Here is a 19,872-nt window from a genome sequence, read left to right on the forward strand (position 1 = left end):
CAACCCGATCCCGCGCGGCCATATGCGGCGCGGGAGTCGGGCGGACGCAGCTGTCGCCAACTCGGTCAGGTCCGGAAGGAAGCAGCCGTAACGACCTCGTTGCGGGTCGTTCCGGCTCCCACCGCTCCCATTCACTGTTTCCCTTGTGACTCCTCGGTGTAGGCGTGCCCGCCCGCCGGATAGGGATTGATCGCGACCCGCGTGCCCCATTGCCCCTCCGGCCCGCCGAAGCTGGCGCGGTGCCAGTGGCCCTGCGGCGCCGAGATGATGTCGCCGGCGGCGGCGGTAAAGACCGGCTGCCCCTCGACCTGAAGCGTGACGTTGCCCTCCATCACGAACCAGAATTCGTCATAGCCGACATGGAAATGACCGAGGTTCGAGGCCGGCGGCGTCGGCGTCGCGCGGCCGCGGATGTTGTTCACGAACAGGTGCTGGTCGGCGATGAACGCGCCGGGCCGTGCGCCCTTGCCGACAATCTCACCATAATAGTCGAGGAACGGGCGGTGGCGGTCGTCGAACCCGCCGGGGCCGCCGGTAACGATCCGCTTTTCATACGCCCAGCCCGAAACCTTGGCCGGGGCGGGCGTGTCGGCAGGATAGAGCGGCATGTCGCTGGCGGCGTTGAGCTGGAAATAGAGCGCGGGCGTGTCGCCTACGCTTTCGAGCGTGAACGAGACGCGAAAGGGCACGTCGATCTCGAACCCCTTGCGCGCGGTGAAGGCTCCCTGCCCCGCCATCGTCACGCGCAGCTCGCCCTCCCACACGATGATCGCGGTGCGGTTGTCGGAATAGGCCAGCGTCGTCGTCCGCCCGCCGGGGGCGAGCTGATGCCAGTCGGCGACCAGGTCCTTGTTGCGGATGACGGCCTGCGTCCAGTTCGGCTTGCCTCGGTGGAGCGCCTTGACGTCGGCCAGCTTCCACCATGGGCGATTGGGCGCGCGCCACGGGGTCGCGGGCGTCTTCTTCGGCGTCCAGGCGGCGAGCGGCGGGGGCGGGGCGGGGCGTTGCTGCGCGGGGGCGGCGACGGCGATCGCCGTCAGGGCGGCGGCGGCTGCGAGCTTCATCGTCATTCCCCTGTTCAGACCGCGACCGGCACGGGTTCGATGCCGAGATCGTCGCTCGGCGCGGGCTCGATCAGCCGGTTCGGATCGACCACGGCCCAGGCGAGCGTTCCGGCGAGCACGATCACCGCTCCCGTCCCGAACGCAGCGACCCAGCCATATTGCGCGGCGATCCACGGCGTCAGCGAAGAGGTAATTGCCCCGCCGACCTGACACCCGACGTTCATCAGGCCCGAGACAACCCCCGTGTGCCGCCCGGCGATGTCCGCCGTCACCGACCAGAAGCTGCTCTGCGAGACGTAGATCGCCCCGCCGCCGAGCGCGAGGACCGCGACCGCCAGCGGGGCGCTGTCCACCCGGCTGCCGATCAACAGGAATATGCCCGTCAGCACGAACGCGACCATCGCCAGCCCCGATCGCCCGGCATAGAGCCCGCGCCGCTTCGAGATCGCATCGTTCAGCACCCCGCCGCCGAGGCACCCGACCGTCATCGCAAGGAACGGCGCCATGCCGTAGAGCGCGCTCGCCTTCAGATCGAGGCCCCGCGCCTCCGCCAGATAGATGAAGAACCAGGAGAAGAAGATCCAGATGACGTAGCCGAACGCGAAATAGCTGAGGAACAGGCCCCAGACGTTGCGGCTGGACAGGATCGCGCGCCACGGGATCGCGACATGCGCGGCGGGTGAGGCGGGGGGCAGGCCGCCCTCGATATGCGCCAGTTCGGCGAGCGAGACCCGGCCATGCTCCTGCGGCCGGTCGCGCGCGACGGCGTACCAGATGACCGCCACGACGATGCCGATCGCCGCGCAGACGTAGAAGGACGCGCGCCAGCCGCCCATGACGATGATTGCGGTGATGAGCGGCGGGGTCAGGCCGGACCCCGCGCCGACGCCCGCGAAGATCAGCCCGTTGGCCTTGCCACGCTCGCTCGCGGGGACCCAGCGCGAGACGAACTGGTTGGCGGACGGATAGACCGCCGCCTCGCCGATGCCGAGCGCGAAGCGGACGATCGCCAGCATCAGGATCGCATGGGCAGCATCCGGCGGCACCAACGCCGTGGCGATACTGAATAGCCCCCACCAGACCAATGCCCAGGTGAGTAGCAGCCGCGGACCGTAGCGCGCCGCGAGCCAGCCCGCCGGCACCTGAAACGCGGCATAGCCGATCAGGAACGCGCTGAAGACCCAGCCGAGCTGGATCTGATCGATCCCGTATTCCTGCCGCATCTGAACGCCGGCGACCGAGATATTGGTGCGGTCGAGAAACGCGATCGCGCTGATGACGAACAGCAGGAAGACGAGTCCCACCCGCACGCGCGTCCGCCGCTCTGTCGGCATCACCCTCTCCCTTGCTGACCGCAAAATATCCTATATGATTCTGGTGTAGAGCGGTTATATTCTTGCGTAAAGGCCTGAAGGGTCGATCGAGGGGAGGCGCGATGATGCGCACGGCATTGGCGACGGTGATGATGCTGACGTTGCCCGCCTCGGCACAGACGCTTGATGCGCGGATCGGGCGGCACGATCCGGGCAAGCTGCGTGACCTCAGCGCGGTGCATGGCGGGGCGGGGACGATGCGCTTTGCGGGCCTGCTGGGACCCGACGCGCTGTCGACCAACCTGATCTTCGTCCACCGCGGCGTGATCGCGCCAAAGAGCAGCATCGGCCAGCATTTTCACAACCAGTGCGAGGAGATGTTCGTCATCCTCGATGGCGAGGCGCAGTTTACGGTCGATGGGCGTACCTCGACGATCAAAGGGCCGGCGGCGGTGCCGGATCAGATGGGTCATTCGCACGCGATCTACAATCCGACCGACAAGCCGCTGCAATGGCTGAATATCAATGTCGGCATCACCAAGGCCTATGACAATTTCGATCTTGGCGACACGCGTGAGGGGGCGGCGCTCGACCGGGTGCCGCAATTCATCTCGATGCGGTTCGACCGCGCGCTGCTGAAGCCGCTCGCAGGCGGCACCGGCGCGTCGTGGCGCCGTGCGCTGGGGCCGGAGATCTTTGCGACGACGTGGAGCTATGTCGATCACTTGCTGCTCGCGCCGGGCGGCCGCGTGCCGTCGGCTGCGAAGGCCGGCATGAGCGAGATGCTCTACGTCATCGGCGGGGCAGGCGAGGTGGAAGTGGCCGGCGAGCGTGCGGCGATCCGGGCGGGCGATGCCATCCCTGTCGAGGTGGGACGCGCGCGCGCAATCCGCCAGACGGGTGCGGTCCCACTCGAACTCATGATCGTCGGCGTGGCCAGGGATCAGGCCGCCAAGGCTGCCTTCGCCGCCGCCGCCCGCCCAGCGCGCTGAACCTCAGGGAGAGTGAAAATGAAGCGACGTAAACTGCTGCAATTGCTGGGTCTCGCCGGTGTCGCGAGTGCAGTCCCTGCCGCCGCGTTGCCACAGGCGCGCGGACGCAAGCCGATCGTCCTCTATTGCGACCTCGCCATCGACCCGGCGCGCGAGGCCGAGATGCTCGACCATTTCCACAAGCGCTTCCGCCCCGCGGCGGAAAGCTTTCGCGGGCGCGGGTTCCTCGACCTCAAGATGCTGAAGATCCGCTCGGTGATCCAGGGACAGCCGGCCCCCGCGAACGGCATCAACTATCGCTTCCAGTTAACCTATGAGAGCGAGGAACAGCGGCAGGTGTGGGTGAAGTCCGATCTGCACCAGCGCGTCTGGCCGCTGATCGAGAATACGGTCACGAACAAGGACTATCTCGTCCTGCTGACCGACGCGGTTTGAGGAGCCTGCCCATGCGTTTCGCCCTATCGCTTGCCGCTGCTGTCGTTTGCGCCCCGCCGGTCCTCGCCCAGGAGGCGCCGCGGATCGAACGCGCCGATGCAGCGCTCGACGCGCTGATCGCGCCCGATGCGAAGGTCGAGCGGGTCGCCACCGGCTTCACCTTCGTCGAGGGGCCGTTGTGGCATCAAGGCAAGCTCTGGTTCTCCGACGTCAACGGCGACAAGCTGCGGACGGTGACGCGCGACGGCAAGGTGGTCGAGGTGCTCGCCAATTCGGGCGGCCTTCCCAATCCGCCCGCGGGCAAGAGCATCGGCTCCAACGGCCTCGTCCCCGCCGCGGACGGGCGCGTGCTAATGGCACAGATGGGCGCACGCCGAATCGTCAAGGTGGACGCCGCGGGCAAGATCGAACCGTTCCTCGACCGGCTGGACGGCAAACGGCTGAACAGCCCCAACGACATGGTCTATGCCCCGGACGGGTCGCTGTGGATCACCGATCCGCCTTTCGGCCTGTTCAACGGGATGGACAAGGACCCGGCCAAGGAACTGCCGTTCAACCCGGTGCTGCGCTATGCGAACGGCCGGCTGACCGCGCCGATCACCGACCTGGTCCTGCCCAACGGGATCGGCCTGTCGCCTAGGGGCGACACGCTCTACATCGCCGATTTCGGGCAGGCGACGATCTTTGCCTACAACATCGCGGCGGGCGGCAAGCTGGGCACGCGGCGGACGGTGTTCACCTTTCCCAAGGAACCGGGCGGCGGGGCGGACGGGCTGAAGGTCGACAAGCGCGGCAATCTCTGGGCGACGGGGCCGGGGGGCATCTGGATCATGACGCCCGCGGGCAAGCAGCTCGGCCGCATCCGCCTGCCCGAAGTCGCCGCGAACATCGCGTTCGGCGAGGGTGGGAACGCGGCGTGGATCACCGCGTCGACGAGTGTGTACCGGGTGCCGATCAAGGGCGTGGGAATAATGCCGCGGTTCGCGAAATAGCGTTCAATCCACGCGTGTCAGGTTCGCCTTGAAGTGCGCCTGGCGCGCGGCATAGCCGGCCGCCGAGACCTTGAGCGCGGCGAGCGCCTCTGGCGGCAGTTCGCGCACGACGCGGGCGGGCGAGCCGACGATCAGGCTGCCGGGCGGAAAGTTCTTGCCCTCGGTCACCAGCGCGCCCGCGCCGACCAGGCAATCGTCGCCGATCACCGCATTGTTGAGCACCGTCGCGCCCATGCCGATCAGCACGCGGTCGCCGACCGTGCACCCGTGCAGGATCGCGTGGTGGCCGATCGTGCAGTCCGCGCCGACCGTCAGCGGTACGCCGGGGTCGGAATGCAGCATCGCCCCTTCCTGCACATTGGTCCGGTCGCCGAGCACGATGGGCGTGTTGTCGGCGCGGATGACGGCGCCGAACCAGATGCCGACCTCACGACCCAATTGAACATCGCCGATCAGGTCGGCGGAGGGGGCGACCCAGCTGTCGTCCGGCACCTGCGGCGCATGGCCGTCGATCGCGTAGCGCGGCATCAGTGCTGCGCGGGTGCGGGCGAGGCGGGCGCCGAACCGTCCGGCCCGGCGAGGTTGGCGGCGAGATAGTCGGTCAGCACCTTCTGCTCCTCGGGCTCCAGTTCCGCGCCGCGGTCGATCATCGACTGCACCGTCGCGGCCCAGGCGGCGGGGGTCTTTCGAACGCCCGTCACCTGTGCCGTCGAATGGCAGAAGCCGCAACGCCCCTTGATGAGGTCGAGGCCGGGGCCGGGCGGCGGGGCGGCCTGTTGCCCCGCCACGGCGGTGCCGATGCCGGCAGCGGCGATCAGGAGGGCGACGGCTAGGTTACGCATGGGACACCTCGTTCAGGGAAGCGCGTAGACGACGACCTCGTCGGCGGTCGCGGGCTGGAAGGCGAAGCCGCCGGTCGCGACGACGCCGAGCGCCTGTCGCCCGCCGGGCAGGGCAAAGGTCATCGGCGTGCCGTAGTTCGAGGCTGGCAGGCGGTCCTTCCATAGGAGCCTGCCGGTCCTCGTTTCGAACGCGCGGATCATCGAATCGCGGGTGGCGCCGATGAAGGTGAGGCCGCTCGCCGTGGTGATCGGCCCGCCCGCGCTGATCCCGCCCGCGTCCTTGAGCGCGGGGTCCTCGTTATCGCCGAGGACGCTGCGCCAGGCGACGTCGCCGGTGTTGACGTTCACCGCGACCAGTTCACCCCAGGGCGGCTTGCTGCACGGATTGCCCGTCTCGGGATCGAGGAAATAGGCATAGCCCGATTTCAGGCCCCAGGTGCCGTCCTCCTGTTTCGCCATCTGCTGCGGGCTGGCGAGATTGTTGATGTTGACGACATATAGCCCGCTGGCCGGATCGAAGGCGCCGCTACCCCAGTCGATCCCGCCGAAGCTGCCGGGGAAGAACGCGACCGCGGATTCGGCCCGCAGCGGCTGGAACATCTTCGAGGGCGCGACCTTCATGTCCGCGACAATCTTGTCGCAGGTGGCGCGAAGCGCGGGCGGGCCGGCGACCATCTCGTCCATGCGGAACGACAGGCGGCTCAATGGCGCGGGCTTGGCGGGCATCGGCTGCGTCGGCCAGGGGTGCTCGCCGGTGTCGTTGTCGGTCGGCACCGGCACCTCGCGCACGTCGTAGAGCGGCTTGCCCGTCACGCGGTCGAGGATGAACATGATCGCCATCTTGTTCATGACGGCGATGGCGGGGATCGTCTTGCCCCCGCGCTTCACGTCGATCAGTGTCGCGGCGGGCAGGTCGACGTCCCAGATGTCGTGATGGACTGTCTGGAAGTGCCAGAGATACTTGCCCGTCGCCGCCTCCACCGCGACGATCGAGTTGCCGTAGAGGTTCTGGCCCTTGCGGTCGCCGCCCCAGCGGTCGAACGTCGGCGTGCCGATGGGGAGGTAGGCGATGCCGCGCTTGTCGTCGACGAGCGTGAAGGTCCAGATGTTGGCCCCCGACCGCTCCTTCCAGCTCTCCCCCTCCCACGTGCCGAAATTGGCCTCGCCGGGGCGGGGGATGGTGTGGAAGGTCCAGACGAGCTTGCCCGTCTGCGCGTCCCAGGCGCGCACGTCGCCCGACGCGCCCTTGACCGGCATCTCCTGAACGCGGCTGCCGGTGATGATGAGGTTCCGGTAGATTGCCGGCGGGCTGCTCATGCCGAGCGGCGCGCGGGTGCCGTTCATCACCTCCGGCGTCTTCATGTCGACGATGCCGTCGGTGCCGAAGCCGCTCGCCGGTTTTCCGGTCGCGGCGTCGAGCGCATAGAGCTTGCCCGTGCGCGTGCCGAAGACGATGCGCGCGGGCGTTTTCCCCTCGCCCGGCCAATAGGCGACGCCGCGGGTCGAGGCCTGGTCGTTGCCGGGAAAGGCGAACACCCATTTCTCGCGCCCCGTTGCCGCATCGAGCGCAACGACGCGGCGATAGGGGGTGGAGAGGTACATGGTGCCGCCGATGACGAGCGGCGTCGCCTCCGACGCGGAGAAGCCGGTCCTGAACTTCGCCGGCACGCCGTCGGGCAGCGGCGCGGTGTCTGCGGCGGCGCCGGCGGGGCGCATATGGTAGGACCATAAGCGCGTCAGGCTGGCGACGTTGGCGGGGGTGATCTGGCGAAGCGGCGAGTGGCGCGCATGGCTTTCGTCGCGGCCATAGCTGGCCCAGTCCCCCTGGCCTTGCGCGGCGAGGGGCGTTGCGGGCAAGGTGCAGGCGGCGATCGCGCCGGACAGCAACAGGGGGAAGGGTCGCGCGGTGCGGATCGTCAAGCCAGCTCTCCTCGTCGTCTGCCCTGACGGAGCCAACCCCGGCGGCAAATCGCGTTGCACCGCAGATTAGACCGACTATAGATCATATACAATATGATCTGAGCGGATTTGTCCGCAGCTTGAAGGAGAGGGACGGCAATGGCCGATCTGCCGCTCGCGGGGCTCCGCGTACTCGACATTTCGCAGGTGATGGCGGGGCCCTTCGCCTGTATGCTGCTCGGCGACATGGGCGCCGACGTCATCAAGATCGAGCCGCCCAAGACGGGCGATTCGACGCGCCATTCGATGGGCTTCCGCCTAAAGGGGGAGGATAGCCCCGGCTTCCTCGCGCTCAACCGCAACAAGCGCAGCATCACGCTCGACCTCAAGAACGATGGCGATCGCGAGGTGCTGTATGCGCTGGTGAAGACTGCCGACATCCTCGTCGAGAATGCGCGGCCGGGCGTCGCCGCGCGGCTGGGAATCGACTATGACACACTCGCCGCGATCAATCCGCGGCTGGTCTATGCCTCGATCTCGGGCTTCGGGCAGACGGGGCCGTGGGCGCAGCGGCCGGGGTTCGACCTGATCGCGCAGGCCATGTCGGGGATCCTCTCGTCGAATGGCTTTCCGGGCATGGAGCCGGCCAAGAATTCGATCGCGGTCGCCGATCTGGGGGCAGGGCTGTTCAGCGTCTACGCGATCCTGTCAGCGATCATTGGCCGGCAGGTGTCGGGCAGGGGCCAGTATATCGACGCCTCGCTGCTCGAAGCGGCGATGGGCCTGTCGATCTGGGAGACGACGGAGCTGTGGGGCACCGGCAAGGCGCCGACGCCGATCGGCTCGGCCAACCGCATGTCCGCGCCCTATCAGGCGGTCGAGGCGTCGGATGGCTGGTTCGTGATCGGCGCGGCCAATCAGGGGCTGTGGCTGACGTTCCTCAAGGTGATCGGCCGGACCGAATTGCAGGACGATCCCCGCTATTCGACCAACGCCGCGCGGGTGCAGAACCGTCAGGTGCTGATCGACGATCTTGCGCCCACCTTCGCCACGCGAACGAAGCAGGACTGGATCGACGCGCTGCTCGCCGCCGGCGTGCCCGCCGCACCGATCCTCGATTATGGCGAGGCGGTGGAAAGCGAGCAGGCGGTGGCGCGCGAGATGGTGCAGATGGTCCCGCACCCGGTCGAGGGCGAGTTCAAGGCGCTGGGCTTCCCGGTGAAGATGCGCGGTACTCCGCAACAGGTCCGGATGCCGCCGCCGCTGCTCAACGAGCATGGGGACGCGATCCGCGCCGAACTGGCCGCGGCGGGGCTGCTGCCGGCGCGCGAGGCGGCGGAATGAGCGGCCGGGTCGTCGTCACGCGCGACGGGGCGGCGGCGCATGTCCGATTCGACAATCCCGCCGCGCACAATGCGCTGACGAGCGAGATGTGGCTGGCGCTACGCGATGCGGCGCTGGGTTTCGCCGCCGATCCGACGGTCCGCGTCGTCACCTTTCGCGGGACGGGGGGCAAGGCGTTCATCTCGGGCACCGATATCTCGAAGTTCGCCGACTTTGCGACGGGCGAGCAGGGCGTCGAATATGAGCGCGGCATCGACGAGTGCATGGCCGCGGTCGACGCGATCCCCTGCACGACGATCGCGGTGGTCGAGGGATGGGCCGTGGGCGGCGGCATCAACATCGCCGCCGCCTGTGACTTCCGCATCGCCACGCCCGACGCGAAGTTCGGCTCGCCGATCGGGCGGACGATCGGCAACTGCCTGTCCGCCGCCAGCGTCGCGCGGATCGGCGGCGCGGTCGGCGTGCAGTTCGCCAAGCGGATGGTGCTGCTGGGCGAAATGCTGACCGCCGAGCAGTTGCTGGCGAGCGGTTTCCTGCTGAAGATGGTTGATCGCGACTTGATCGACGACGTGCTCGATGCACTGGTGGCGCGTGCGGCTGAGAACGCCCCGCTGACGACGCGCACGACGAAGGCGACGATCCGCGCGATGACGTTCGCGGATTTACCGGCGATCGAGGCGCTGATCGCCGAGGTATACGGAAGCGCGGACTTCCGGCGTGGGGTGGGGGACTTCCTCGCGAAGACGAAGCGCGTGCCGGAGTGGGAGGGGCGCTAGACCTCGCCCTCACCCCGAACCCAGTTCCTTCGTCACCCCGGACTTGATCCGGGGTCCCGCTTCTTCTTGCCAGCAGCCTGAAGAAGAAGGAAGCGGGATCCCGGGTCAAGCCCGGGATGACGAGTTCACCAGCTCACCGCGATATATTTCGCTTCGCAATATTCGATCAGGCCGTGGTGCGAGCCTTCGCGACCGAGCCCGCTTTGCTTGACCCCGCCGAACGGCGCGGCGGCGTCGGACACCAGCCCGCGATTGACCGCGACCATGCCGCATTCGATCCGCTCGGCGATCTGCAACGCGCGGCGCAGGTCTTCCGAATAGACATAGGCGGCAAGGCCGTATTCGGTCGCGTTGGCGAGCGCGACGGCCTCGTCCGCCTCATCGAACGGGATCACGGCGGCGACCGGCCCGAACACTTCGGTTGAGAGGATTTCCGAGCCGGGCTGGACGTTTGCGATCACCGACGGGGGATAGAACCAGCCCGGCCGGTCGAGCGTCTGCCCGCCCAGCTTCACCTCGGCCCCGCGCGACACCGCGTCTGCGACCAGCCGCTCGATCTTCTGGATCGAGGCGCGGTTTATCATCGCGCCGCATTGCGTTCCCGGCTCGGTGCCCGGCCCGACCGTCAGTGCGCCCATCGCCGCCGACAGCCGCTCGACGAACGCGTCGTGGATGCCGCGTTGGACGTAGAAGCGGTTGGCGGCGGTACACGCCTCGCCCGCATTGCGCATCTTGGCGACCATCGCCCCCTCGATCGCGGCGTCGAGATCGGCGTCGTCGAAGACGAGGAAGGGCGCGTTGCCGCCGAGCTCCATCGACGAACTGATGACCTGATCCGCCGCCTCGCGCAGCAGGATGCGCCCGACCTCGGTCGAGCCGGTGAAGCTCAGCTTGCGCACGCGCGGGTCGTGAAGGATCGCGCTGCACACTGGGCCGGGATCGCTGGCGTTGACGACGTTGACGACGCCCGCCGGCACGCCCGCGCGGCGCATGATCTCCGCCACGGCGAGCGCGGTGAGCGGCGTCTCCTCTGCCGGCTTCAGGATCACGGTGCAACCCGCCGCCAGCGCTGGCGCGATCTTGCGCGTCGCCATTGCCGCGGGGAAGTTCCAAGGCGTGATGAGCAGCGCGATGCCGATCGGCTGATACTGGACGAGGATGCGGTTGCCACCCGTGGGCGAGACCGACAGTTCGCCGTTCACGCGCACCGCTTCCTCGGCATACCAGCGAAAGAATTCGGCGGCATAGGCGACTTCGCCGCGCGCATCGGTCAGCGCCTTGCCGTTTTCGAGCGAGATGAGGTGGGCCAGCCATTCCTGCTCGGCCATCATCGCGTGAAAGCAGGCGATGAGGATATTGGCACGCTTGCGCGGTGCCGTCGCGGCCCAGGCGGCGGCAGCGGCCTCGGCGGCATCGACTGCGCCCATCGCCTCGTCGACGCTGGCATCCGCGACGCTGGTCAGCACCGCGCCGGTCGCAGGATCGGCAATTTTGATCCGCTTGCCGCTCGCTGACGGGACCCAGGCGTCACCGATGAGGCTGTCGGTGGGGATGGCGAACGGGGCTGGCCGCCCGGCGGGCGTGTAGCTGTTGACGGTCATGATCGGATCGGTCCTGTCAGATCGCGGCGAGGCGCTGGCGCTCGCCGGCAAAGGCCGCTTCGGTGATCGCGGTCATCGCCGCGAGGTCGAGCGGGCGGGGATTGTTCTTGACCAGCCGCTGCGCGCCCAGCGACGCCTCGGCCACATAGGCCTGCTGATCGGCGGCAAGGCCAAGGTCGGCGAGCGTGCGAGGGATGCCGATCTCCGCGAACAGCGCGGCGATCGCGTCAATGAAGCCCTGCGCGCCGCCCTCGACCCCGACCAGCGCCGCCAGTTCGGCGAACGCCGGTTCGGCGGCGGGGCGGTTGAACTGCATGACATAGGGGAGCAGCGCGGCGACCCCCGCGCCGTGCGCGGTGTGGGTCAGGTTGCCGATCGGATATTGCAGCGCATGCGCCGCCGCCGTCCCCGCGGTCCCGAACGCGCACCCGGCCATCAGCGAGGCGAGCATCACCCCCTCGCGCGCTTCCATGTCGCCGCCGTTCTTCACCGCACGGGCGAGGAAACGGAAGAGGTTCGCCACCGCGACCTTTGCGTACGAGTCCGAGATCGCGTTCTTGCCGACGAAGACGTGATCCTCGGTCAGGCGCGGGTCGATCGGCCGCGCGGCGTTGGAGAACGCCTCAACCGCATGGGTCATCGCGTCGGCGCCCGACAGGGCGGTCAGGAACGGCGGGCAGGTAGCGGTCAAGTCGGGGTCGCAGACGGCGACTTCCGGGATCAGATACGGGCTGGCGATGCCGATCTTGGTCCCGCGCGCCTCGTCATGCACGACCGCGACGGGTGTGGCCTCGGAACCGGTGCCCGCGGTCGTCGGCACCCCGATCAGCGGCAGGATCGGGCCGGGGACGGCGAACTCGCCATAATAATCCGAGACCTCGCCGCCATGCGTCAGCAGCACCGCGGCGACCTTGGCATGGTCGATCGCGCTGCCGCCGCCGATGCCGATGACGACGTTCGGCATGAAGTGGCGCGCCGGCGCGACGCAGGCGTCGATCGCGGTGACGGGCAGGTCGGGGATCACGCCCGCGAAGACCTGTACCTCGACGCCGTTGCCCTCAAGATCGGCGAGGATCGCGGCGAACTCGGGCTGCGCGGCCTGCCGCTCGTCGGTGACGACGAGGGCGCGGCGGCCGATCCGGGCGGACGCCGCGCCGATCGCAGCGCGCTGGCCGCGCCCAAACAGGATCGTGCGGGGCAGCCGGGCGGCGCCGAAAACGGGGGGCAGGCCGGTCACTTGGCCGAAACCGTCTTGAGGTAAGCCACGATGTTCGCCTGATCCTGTGGATTGGTGACGGGCGCGGCCATCATCTTGGTGCCGGGGACCAGCTTCGATGGGGCGGCGATGAAGCGGGCGATCGTTGCCTCGTCCCAGGTCAGCCCCGCCTTCTGCATCGCGGGGGAGTAGCGATAGCCGGCGACCGCGCCCGACTTGCGCCCGATCACGCCGGCGAGGCTGGGGCCGACACCGTTCTTGCCGGGTACGACCGCGTGACAGGCGGCGCAGCGTGCGAAGGTCGTCTTGCCCTTGGCGGCATCGCCCGGCGGTGCCGCGGGTGGCAGCGCGGCGGCGGCGGCACCAAGGCCGGCCAGCCCGAGCGCGAGGATGGAAGTGCGAAGCATCAGGGTCTCCAAGGGGTCAGACGAGGCGCCCGGGGCGCTTCAGATATTTCTCGCGGATCGCGTCGGCCGCCCAGAAGGCGAGCGCGCCGACCGGGCCGGTGGGGTTGCGCGCGGCATTCTGAGGCAGCGCACTCGCGCCCAGCACGAACACGTTCGGCACGTCCCACGACTGCATGTATTTGTTGACCGCGCTGGTCCGGGGATCGTCGCCAAAGATGGCGCCGCCGGTATTGTGCGAGGTCTGGTAGGGCACCGAGCTGAACCGCCGCCCCGCCATCGCACGGCCGGGGGTGGCGGTGGCGGGCGCCTTGCCGCTGATCTCGCCGGCGATGCGCTGGCAATGGGCAAAGGTCGCGGCCATGATCTTCTGCTCGTTCGCCTGCCAGTCGAAGGTCAGGCGCAGGAGCGGTCGGCCCCAGGCGTCGCGATAGGTGGGATCGAGGTCGAGATAGTTCTGCCGGTACGACATGACCGCGCCCTGGAACCCGACGCTCATCGTATGCTGGTATGCCTCGACGAGGCCTTTCTTCCACCCCGCGCCCCAGCGCGGCGCGCCGGGGGTGGAGGGGCGATAGGTCAGCGGATCGCCGCTGTTCTGGCCCGCGCTGATCCCCGCGCCGCCGATGTATCCGGCCTTGGCGAAGTCGAAATTGTCGGCGGCGAAATCGTCGATCCAGGTCCCGAGCGCGCCCGACCCCATGAACGGGTTGATCGCGATGTCCTTCGGCACCTCCACCCGGGCACCGCCCAGGCTCTGATAGGCATAGTTGCGGCCGACCACGCCCTCGCCCGTCTGCGGGTCATAGGGCTTGCCGATGCCCGAGAGGAGCATCAGCTGGACGTTGTTCATCACGAACGCACCGACGACGACGAGGTCGGCGGGCTGCTCATACTCACGCCCGCGCGCATCGGCATAGGTGACGCCGGTCGCTTTCTTGCCCGTCGAATCGAGGTTGATCTTGAGCACCATCGCGTTGGTGCGCAGCTCGAAATCCTTGTTGGCGCGCGCGAGCGGGATCATCGCGAAATGCGGGCTCGCCTTGGCATTCGCCTCGCAACCATAGTTGGTGCAGTGGCCGCAATAATGGCACGCGCCAAGCGCCACGCCGTCGGGATTGGTATAGTCGGTCGAGCAGTTGGACGCCGGGATGGGGAAGGGGTGGTGGCCCAGCCGCTTCGTCGCCGCCTCGAACATCGTCATGCTCTGGCTGGGCGTCATCGGCGGCAGGGGGTATTCGTTCTGGCGCCGCGCCTCGAACGGATTGCCGCCGGGCTGGATCTTTCCGCGCAGGTTGCCGGCCTTTCCCGAGACGCCGCAGACTTTTTCGAAGCGGTCGTAATAGGGCTCGATCTCCTTGTAGCCGATCGGCCAGTCCTGGATCGTCATGTCGTCGGGGATCAGCCCACGCCCGTATTTCTCGACCGTGCCGGAGCGCATGCGGTGCTCCCACTCGGCCCAGCGCCAGGTGAGGCCCGACCAGTGCGCGCCCGACCCGCCGACGCCTGATCCCGGAATGAAGAACCCATATTGCCGCATCGGCAGCGCGGTCTGGCCGCGGTCGTTGCGAAAGGTGATCGTCTCCTTCGACAGGTCCTGCGCGAGGTCGAGGCGGCGAGAATATTTGAGCGCGTCGTGCGATTGCGGCGCGAGGAAGTCGGGATTGGTATCCTGGAACTTGCCGCGCTCGAGCATCAGGATCTTGAGGCCCGTCGACGCCAGCTCCTTGGCGACGATGCCGCCGGTCCAGCCGGAACCGACGATCACCACGTCGACGGGGGGAAGCTTGGTCGCCATCAACTGAGGTCCAGGATCGATTGGGGGTCGTCGACGCGAAAGGGTCGCCCGCGCCATTCGGCGATCTTGTCGGCATACATCTCGCCGACGCCGGGATAGCCGACCATCTTCCACGACGCCTTGCCGCGATTGCCGCCATGCAGCGGGTCGGCGAAGAAGCCGTCGGTGACGAGCTGATAGAGCATGTTGAAGAAGACCGGCGTCGGCACCGCCGCCAGCTCGACCTTGTTCGCCTCCAGCGCGGTGACGATCTCGATGCGCTGGGCGTCGGTCACGGTGTCGAAGCTGTTGTCGGTATAGGTCTTGCGCGCCCAGGCGTTGAGGTCGGCGATGCCGTGGCGGACGATATCCGCCGGGGCAAGCGCCATCTGGTAGCCCTGTTCGGGCGTGCCGTCCTGGAAGGGGCCCTGAAGATACATGTTCCGGCCCTGACCCCAGGCCGAATAGAGCTGGCGATCGACGAACGTCGCGACGCCCAGGTCGGTGCCCTTCGCGCTGTATTCGTCGGCGGGGATGATGGTGTCGACGAACGCCTCGACAAAGGCCGCTTCCTCGGCATCGAGGAAGACGTAGCCGAGGCGGGGCACGTCGCCCGCCGGCTTCGGCGCGGCCATGTGGGTGGCCATGTCGTGCGCCTTGGGCGGCGACGGCGGGGCGGGGATGGGGGCGGCGCCCGGTTGCGGGATCGCATCGGTCTGCTGCGCGGCGAGCGGCATCGCCGCCGCGCCCATGCCGAGCCCCGCGAACTTCAGGATCGTGCGCCGGTCGGCGCGCGGGCGGTCGTCGTCGGTCATGCCTGACCCTCCGGGACGTAGAGCGGACGAGAGGCGTCGATGCGCGTGAAGAGGAGCGCCGCGATGACGCAGAGGACGGCGAGCACCGCAAAGGCCGCGAACCAGCCGCTGGCCGCGACGATATAGCCCGTCACCGCCGCCGCGATCGCCGCGCCGCTGTTGCCGAGCGTGTTCATCACCGCCGACACGGACCCTGCATATTCGCCGCCGATGTCGAGCGTCACGGCCCAACTGACGCCGACCGTCAATTCGAGCCCGAACAGGGCGACGCAGAAGAAGAGGATGCTGGCGACGTGCGCTTCCGACGCGGCGGCGAGCGGGATCATCGCCGCGGCGATGGCGAAGCCCGCGATCGCGACGATGCGGCGACCCATCTTGAGCCCCGCGCCCCGCTCGACAAGCCGGTCGCTGAACCAGCCGCCCGCCATGTCGCCGACCACGCCGGCGGCAAGCGGCGCACTGGCGAAGATGCCCATCGTCACGAGGTCGAACCCGCGTTCATCCGCCAGATACTTGGGAAACCAGGTCAGGAAGATGTTGATGCAATAAGCGTAGCAGAAATACATCGCCGACAGCGTCCAGAGCTGCGGACGCGCCAGGAGCTTGCCCCACGGCACGCTGACCCGCGCCTTGCCCTTGCCCAGCGCGCCCTCGATCAGCGCAAGCTCGTCCGCATTGACCGACCGATGCTCGCGCGGGGTGTCGCGATAATACCAGAACCAGAGCGCGGCCCAGCCGAGGCCCACCAGCGCGAACAGGAAGAACGGCATCCGCCAGCCGAAGGCGAGGATCAGCGCCGCGACGAGCGCCGGCGTCACCGCGCCGCCCAGCCGCGCGCCGGCATGCGTCACGCCTTGCGCCCAACCCCGCTCGGCCGGCAGCATCCAGCGCGACAGGCTGCGCGTGGCGATGGGGAACGCGCCCGCCTCGCCCATCCCGAACAGGAAGCGCGTGACCATCATCGACCCGGCGGAGAAGGTCGTGGCGGTGAGCGCGGTGAAGGTCGACCACCAGACGACGACGCCGGTCAGCGCGCGGCGCGGCCCGAACCGGTCGCCCAGCCACCCGCCGGGGATCTGGAACAGCGCATAGGCGATCGAGAAGGAGGCGAAGACCCAGCCCAGCGTCTGGTCCGAAAAGCCGAACTCGCGCTGGATCGACGGTGCCGCGGTCGCGATGACGACCCGGTCCATATAGGTGATGAGATAGGCCAGCACCGTCAGCCACAGCACGACATGTCGCGCGCGCGTGGGCCGCGTGGTCGCCGTTGCGGCTTCAGGGGCGAGCGCGTGGTCGGTCACTGCGGTGCCGGGCCGCAGGCGTCGGCGGCGCGCCCGGTGCAGGTCTGCCAGATCGTCGGCTGCTTCCGCCCGGCGACATAGACCGCGCGGATGCTGCGCGTGTTGCGGATGTCGGCGGTCGGATCGCGGTCGAGGACCAGCAGGTCGCCCCATTTCCCGCGCTCGACCGTGCCGATGTCGCGGGCGTTCAGGAACTTCGCGTTGGTGCCGGTGGCGGCGGTCAGCGCCTGAAGCGGGGTCACGCCCGCCTTGACCATCAACTCGAGCTCCCAGTGCGCAAAATAGCCGGGGAAGCGCGCGGTCGGGCCACTGTCGGTGCCCATGCCGTAGGGGATGCCTGCCTTCGCCATCGTGCCGAAGTTCTTCAGCGCCATGTCAAGGACCGCCGGATACTGGCCGAAATGCTTGCCCGCGGCGAGGCGTGCCTGCCGCTCGGGGCTCTTCAGTGCGGCGATCGTCGCGGGGGCGACGCCGCGGACAAAGAAGGGGTCGTCGACGAAGGGGAGGAGCTTGTAGGTGAACGACGCTTCACGGCTGAGCGTCGAGGCGAGCTGCCATGTCCGCTTCGCCTTCATGTCGGCGATCAGCTTCGGCCCGATGGGCTTGTCGCGGACCTGATGCATGAAGCCGTCGACCCCCTGGCCGACGAGGCCGGCGGCATTCTCGTTGTAGAAGATGTGCCCGACCGCCTTCTTGCCCAGCGCATGCGCGGTGTCGATCGCCGCCTTGCTGATCGGATAGGGCATGCGTTCGGCGACGTCGCCGAACTCGTCGTCCATCCACAGTTTGACGAAGTCGTCGCCCTTGGCGACTTCGCGCCGGACCATCGCGATGGTTTCGGCCGGCGTCGACACCTGCTGGTCGAGGCCGGGGACGCCGCCATAGCTGCCCTTATAGACGACGCCGCGACCCGCGGTGAACGCGCGCGCGCCGTCGATGCGGCCGATGCGGCGCTGGTCGGCGATGATCGTGTGGATCTCGTCGCCGTCGGTGCCGAGCGTGTAGACGGAGGTGACGCCATAGGCGGTGTAGAGCTTCAGCTGCTGCTCGACGTTCGCGCGGTCGTAATATTTGGGGAAGCTCTGCTCGATCCCGTCGACGAGGCCGAGGTGCACGTGGCTGTCGATGATGCCGGGCATCAGGAACTTGCCCCTCAGGTCCTCCCGCGTTGCGCCTTTGGGTGCCTTGATCCGCGCGGCGGGCCCGACCTCGGTCACGCGGCCATCGACGAGGATCAGCGACTGGTCGCGCTGGGCCGCGCGGCCGGTGCCGTCGATCAGCGTGAAATGCTCGAGCACCAGCGTTTCGGCGCTTGCGCCCGAGGCGAGAAGCGCGATGATAGCGATACCGGCGCCGATCCGTCCGACGCCTACCCTTGCCGGGCCGCGTTGCAGTCGCTGCCGCATCCGCCTCTCCAATTTCCTATCCTATAGGATTTGGGTACGCAGCAGGCAGCCGGGTGTCAAGCGATCAAATCGGCGTCAGCCGCTGGCGAGGACGCGGTCCATCCGCTGTTGCGACCGTTCGAGATGGGTGCGCACCGCCTCGCTCGCGGCCGCGCCGTCGCGCGCGATCAGCGCGTCGATGATCGCGCGGTGCTCGGCCGCCGCCTCGGTCGGGGCGTTGGTGCTGTAGAGCGCGCGGAAGATGTGGAGGTGCGCGTGCAGCCGCTCGACGGTGTCGGCGATGAGGCGATTGCCGCTCAGCGCCGCGATTAGCCGGTGAAGCTGGTCGTCGGCCTCGGCAAAGCGCGAATAGCCGCCCGCCGCGCCGTCCTCGACCCCGGACATCGCCTGATCGATGGCTTCGAGTTCCTCGACCGCATCTTTTGTCATCGCCTCAGCCGCGCGGGCGGCGGCATAGGGTTCGATGAGCTGGCGAAGGGTATAGAGGTCGCGCACTTCTTCGCGCGTCATCTGCGCGCTGGCCCGGTAACCGACGTTCGGCATCTTGTGGACGAGCTTCTCGGCCTCGAGCTGGCTCAGCGCCTCGCGGATCGGGGTCTGCGAGATGTTGAGGCGGCGTGCGACCTGATCGATCGCGATCCGCTCGCCCGGCGCGATCTGAAGCGTCATCAGCGCGGTCAGCAGGTGGTCATAGGCTTGCTGCACCATCGTCGGCGCGGCGGCGGGGCGGCTGGTGCGCGGACGCGGGGCCGCGCCCTCCGCCAGGGTGGCGTTATCGTTCAGAAGGTGCCGCATCGTCGTTTCGCCCATCGTCATCGCCGTATCCTATAGGACCGGCGGCTCGCGCGAAAGGCGATTTGACGCACGTAGAGCGGACCGTTCAGCCGCGGGTCAGGCGAAACACCGATGCCGGCGGCAGGTTGCGATAAGCGATGCCGATTCGCCGCGAAGTGAGGCCCAGTTTCGACAGGATCCCTGCCGGGACGGAGCAGCGGCGGCCATAGGTGAACAGGTAGAAGGCGGCGCCCGGCGCCATGTGCGCGAACGCCCCGGTCAGGATCGCCTCGATCAGCTCGGGCTTCATGTTGCGCAGGCCGAGGCCGCAGACGATCGCGCCGAAGCGCGGCGTGTCGGTGGCGATCGCGGTGCCGAGCTCGCCCGCATCGGCGACCAGGATCGAGGCGTGCGGATGCCGGTCGCGCAGCAATTGCGCGAAGGCGGGGTTCCGCTCGACCAGCGTCAGGTCGCGCTCGTCGACACCGCGCGCGACGAGAGCGCGGGTGAAGACGCCGGTGCCGGGCCCCAGTTCGAGCACGGGACCGGTCCATTCGCCGATCTCGCGGGTGATGAGCGCGACCAGCGCCTCGCCCGAGGGGGCGACCGCGGCGGTGGCGACCGGATTGCGGAGCCACTCACGAAAGAAGCGCGCGCTGTCGTTGCCGCCGCGCCGTGCCTGCTTTCCGCGGCCGATCCGCCCGCGCCGTGCGCCGAGCCGCGCGCGGCTGTCGAGCCCGAGCCACACGCGCTTCCACCGCGGAAGATCCAGGCTGGGGTCGAGGTCGGTCATCGTCGCTCCGTCGAATGGACCCGGCGAAACCGGGCGCGGCAGCGGCTTTAGCCTGTCTTAATGCGCCAAGTCACGATGCAAGCGACGATCGGGTGCGACGAAACGAGGGGCGTTGCGCCGAAGGGAGG

Annotated in this window: 19 protein-coding genes and 1 other RNA gene; 6 read left to right on the plus strand and 14 right to left on the minus strand. The window is 68.4% G+C overall.

The annotated features are described in order from the left end of the window. The first annotated feature begins 28 nt into the window (after nt 1-28). An RNA gene (ffs, locus tag FHR19_RS15585) (signal recognition particle sRNA small type) lies at nt 29-126 on the plus strand. 5 nt (nt 127-131) lie between these two features. On the opposite strand, the gene FHR19_RS15590 is transcribed toward ffs, so the two are convergent. Beyond that, nucleotides 132-1,064 (minus strand): cupin domain-containing protein, encoded by a 933-nt coding sequence (locus tag FHR19_RS15590; RefSeq protein WP_246359574.1) that lies wholly within the window; start codon nt 1,062-1,064, stop codon nt 132-134. 14 nt (nt 1,065-1,078) lie between these two features. Beyond that, nucleotides 1,079-2,398 carry an MFS transporter gene (locus FHR19_RS15595; protein ID WP_184030373.1) on the minus strand — a complete coding sequence of 440 codons (1,320 nt, stop codon included), beginning with the start codon at nt 2,396-2,398 and terminating at the stop codon, nt 1,079-1,081. Nucleotides 2,399-2,502: 104 nt separating this feature from the next. Between FHR19_RS15595 and FHR19_RS15600 the strand changes: the two genes are divergently transcribed. From FHR19_RS15600 to FHR19_RS15610, 3 genes are read left to right on the plus strand one after another with little or no spacing between them, the layout of a single operon-like run. After that, complete coding sequence (locus FHR19_RS15600) at nt 2,503-3,369, plus strand: cupin domain-containing protein (RefSeq protein ID WP_246359575.1); 867 nt, start codon at nt 2,503-2,505, stop codon at nt 3,367-3,369. An 18-nt stretch (nt 3,370-3,387) separates the two neighbouring features. Continuing rightward, nucleotides 3,388-3,804, plus strand: a complete 417-nt coding sequence (locus FHR19_RS15605) for a hypothetical protein (RefSeq protein WP_184030379.1) — start codon at nt 3,388-3,390, stop codon at nt 3,802-3,804. A gap of 11 nt (nt 3,805-3,815) precedes the next feature. After that, nucleotides 3,816-4,796 (plus strand): SMP-30/gluconolactonase/LRE family protein, encoded by a 981-nt coding sequence (locus FHR19_RS15610; RefSeq protein ID WP_184030382.1) that lies wholly within the window; start codon nt 3,816-3,818, stop codon nt 4,794-4,796. A 3-nt stretch (nt 4,797-4,799) separates the two neighbouring features. On the opposite strand, the gene FHR19_RS15615 is transcribed toward FHR19_RS15610, so the two are convergent. The 3 genes from FHR19_RS15615 to FHR19_RS15625 are packed head-to-tail and all read right to left on the minus strand — an operon-like array spanning nt 4,800 to nt 7,558. Beyond that, nucleotides 4,800-5,324: a gamma carbonic anhydrase family protein gene (locus tag FHR19_RS15615; protein WP_184030385.1), complete on the minus strand. Its 525-nt coding sequence runs from the start codon at nt 5,322-5,324 to the stop codon at nt 4,800-4,802. Then, a complete protein-coding gene (locus FHR19_RS15620) occupies nt 5,324-5,638 on the minus strand; it encodes a hypothetical protein (protein WP_184030389.1) in 315 nt (104 codons plus the stop codon). The genes FHR19_RS15615 and FHR19_RS15620 overlap by 1 nt, the downstream gene beginning before the upstream one ends. Nucleotides 5,639-5,650: 12 nt before the next feature. After that, complete coding sequence (locus FHR19_RS15625) at nt 5,651-7,558, minus strand: outer membrane protein assembly factor BamB family protein (protein WP_184030392.1); 1,908 nt, start codon at nt 7,556-7,558, stop codon at nt 5,651-5,653. Nucleotides 7,559-7,696: 138 nt separating this feature from the next. Here FHR19_RS15625 and FHR19_RS15630 point away from each other — a divergent pair, with 138 nt between their 5' ends. After that, entirely contained in the window at nt 7,697-8,881 is a 1,185-nt protein-coding gene (locus FHR19_RS15630) for a CaiB/BaiF CoA transferase family protein (RefSeq protein ID WP_184030395.1), read from the plus strand. Then, nucleotides 8,878-9,657: an enoyl-CoA hydratase gene (locus FHR19_RS15635; protein ID WP_184030398.1), complete on the plus strand. Its 780-nt coding sequence runs from the start codon at nt 8,878-8,880 to the stop codon at nt 9,655-9,657. The genes FHR19_RS15630 and FHR19_RS15635 overlap by 4 nt, the downstream gene beginning before the upstream one ends. Before the next feature lie 125 nt (nt 9,658-9,782). Here the strand turns inward: FHR19_RS15635 and FHR19_RS15640 are convergent, their stop codons facing one another. From FHR19_RS15640 to FHR19_RS15680, 9 genes are all read right to left on the minus strand, one after another. Continuing rightward, the gene (locus FHR19_RS15640; RefSeq protein WP_184030401.1) at nt 9,783-11,258 is read right to left on the minus strand and encodes an NAD-dependent succinate-semialdehyde dehydrogenase; all 1,476 of its coding nucleotides are present in this window, start codon (nt 11,256-11,258) and stop codon (nt 9,783-9,785) included. 16 nt (nt 11,259-11,274) lie between these two features. Continuing rightward, nucleotides 11,275-12,495 (minus strand): iron-containing alcohol dehydrogenase, encoded by a 1,221-nt coding sequence (locus FHR19_RS15645; protein ID WP_343053295.1) that lies wholly within the window; start codon nt 12,493-12,495, stop codon nt 11,275-11,277. Then, on the minus strand, nt 12,492-12,881 hold the full coding sequence (locus FHR19_RS15650; protein WP_184030403.1) for a c-type cytochrome: 390 nt from the start codon (nt 12,879-12,881) through the stop codon (nt 12,492-12,494). Before FHR19_RS15650 ends, FHR19_RS15645 begins: the two co-directional genes overlap by 4 nt. Nucleotides 12,882-12,897: 16 nt before the next feature. Beyond that, a complete protein-coding gene (locus FHR19_RS15655) occupies nt 12,898-14,676 on the minus strand; it encodes a GMC family oxidoreductase (protein ID WP_184030405.1) in 1,779 nt (592 codons plus the stop codon). Beyond that, nucleotides 14,676-15,470, minus strand: a complete 795-nt coding sequence (locus FHR19_RS15660) for a gluconate 2-dehydrogenase subunit 3 family protein (RefSeq protein ID WP_184030407.1) — start codon at nt 15,468-15,470, stop codon at nt 14,676-14,678. Before FHR19_RS15660 ends, FHR19_RS15655 begins: the two co-directional genes overlap by 1 nt. Continuing rightward, nucleotides 15,467-16,771 (minus strand): MFS transporter, encoded by a 1,305-nt coding sequence (locus FHR19_RS15665; protein WP_343053296.1) that lies wholly within the window; start codon nt 16,769-16,771, stop codon nt 15,467-15,469. The genes FHR19_RS15660 and FHR19_RS15665 overlap by 4 nt, the downstream gene beginning before the upstream one ends. Continuing rightward, nucleotides 16,768-18,177, minus strand: a complete 1,410-nt coding sequence (locus FHR19_RS15670) for an amidohydrolase family protein (RefSeq protein WP_184030410.1) — start codon at nt 18,175-18,177, stop codon at nt 16,768-16,770. The genes FHR19_RS15665 and FHR19_RS15670 overlap by 4 nt, the downstream gene beginning before the upstream one ends. A 75-nt stretch (nt 18,178-18,252) precedes the next feature. Further along, complete coding sequence (locus FHR19_RS15675; RefSeq protein WP_246359576.1) at nt 18,253-18,993, minus strand: GntR family transcriptional regulator; 741 nt, start codon at nt 18,991-18,993, stop codon at nt 18,253-18,255. 64 nt (nt 18,994-19,057) lie between these two features. Continuing rightward, a complete protein-coding gene (locus FHR19_RS15680; RefSeq protein ID WP_184030412.1) occupies nt 19,058-19,744 on the minus strand; it encodes a class I SAM-dependent methyltransferase in 687 nt (228 codons plus the stop codon). Nucleotides 19,745-19,872: the final 128 nt, after the last annotated feature.

The sequence above is a fragment of the Sphingomonas yantingensis genome (genome assembly GCF_014199325.1).
GTDB lineage: Bacteria > Pseudomonadota > Alphaproteobacteria > Sphingomonadales > Sphingomonadaceae > Sphingomonas > Sphingomonas yantingensis.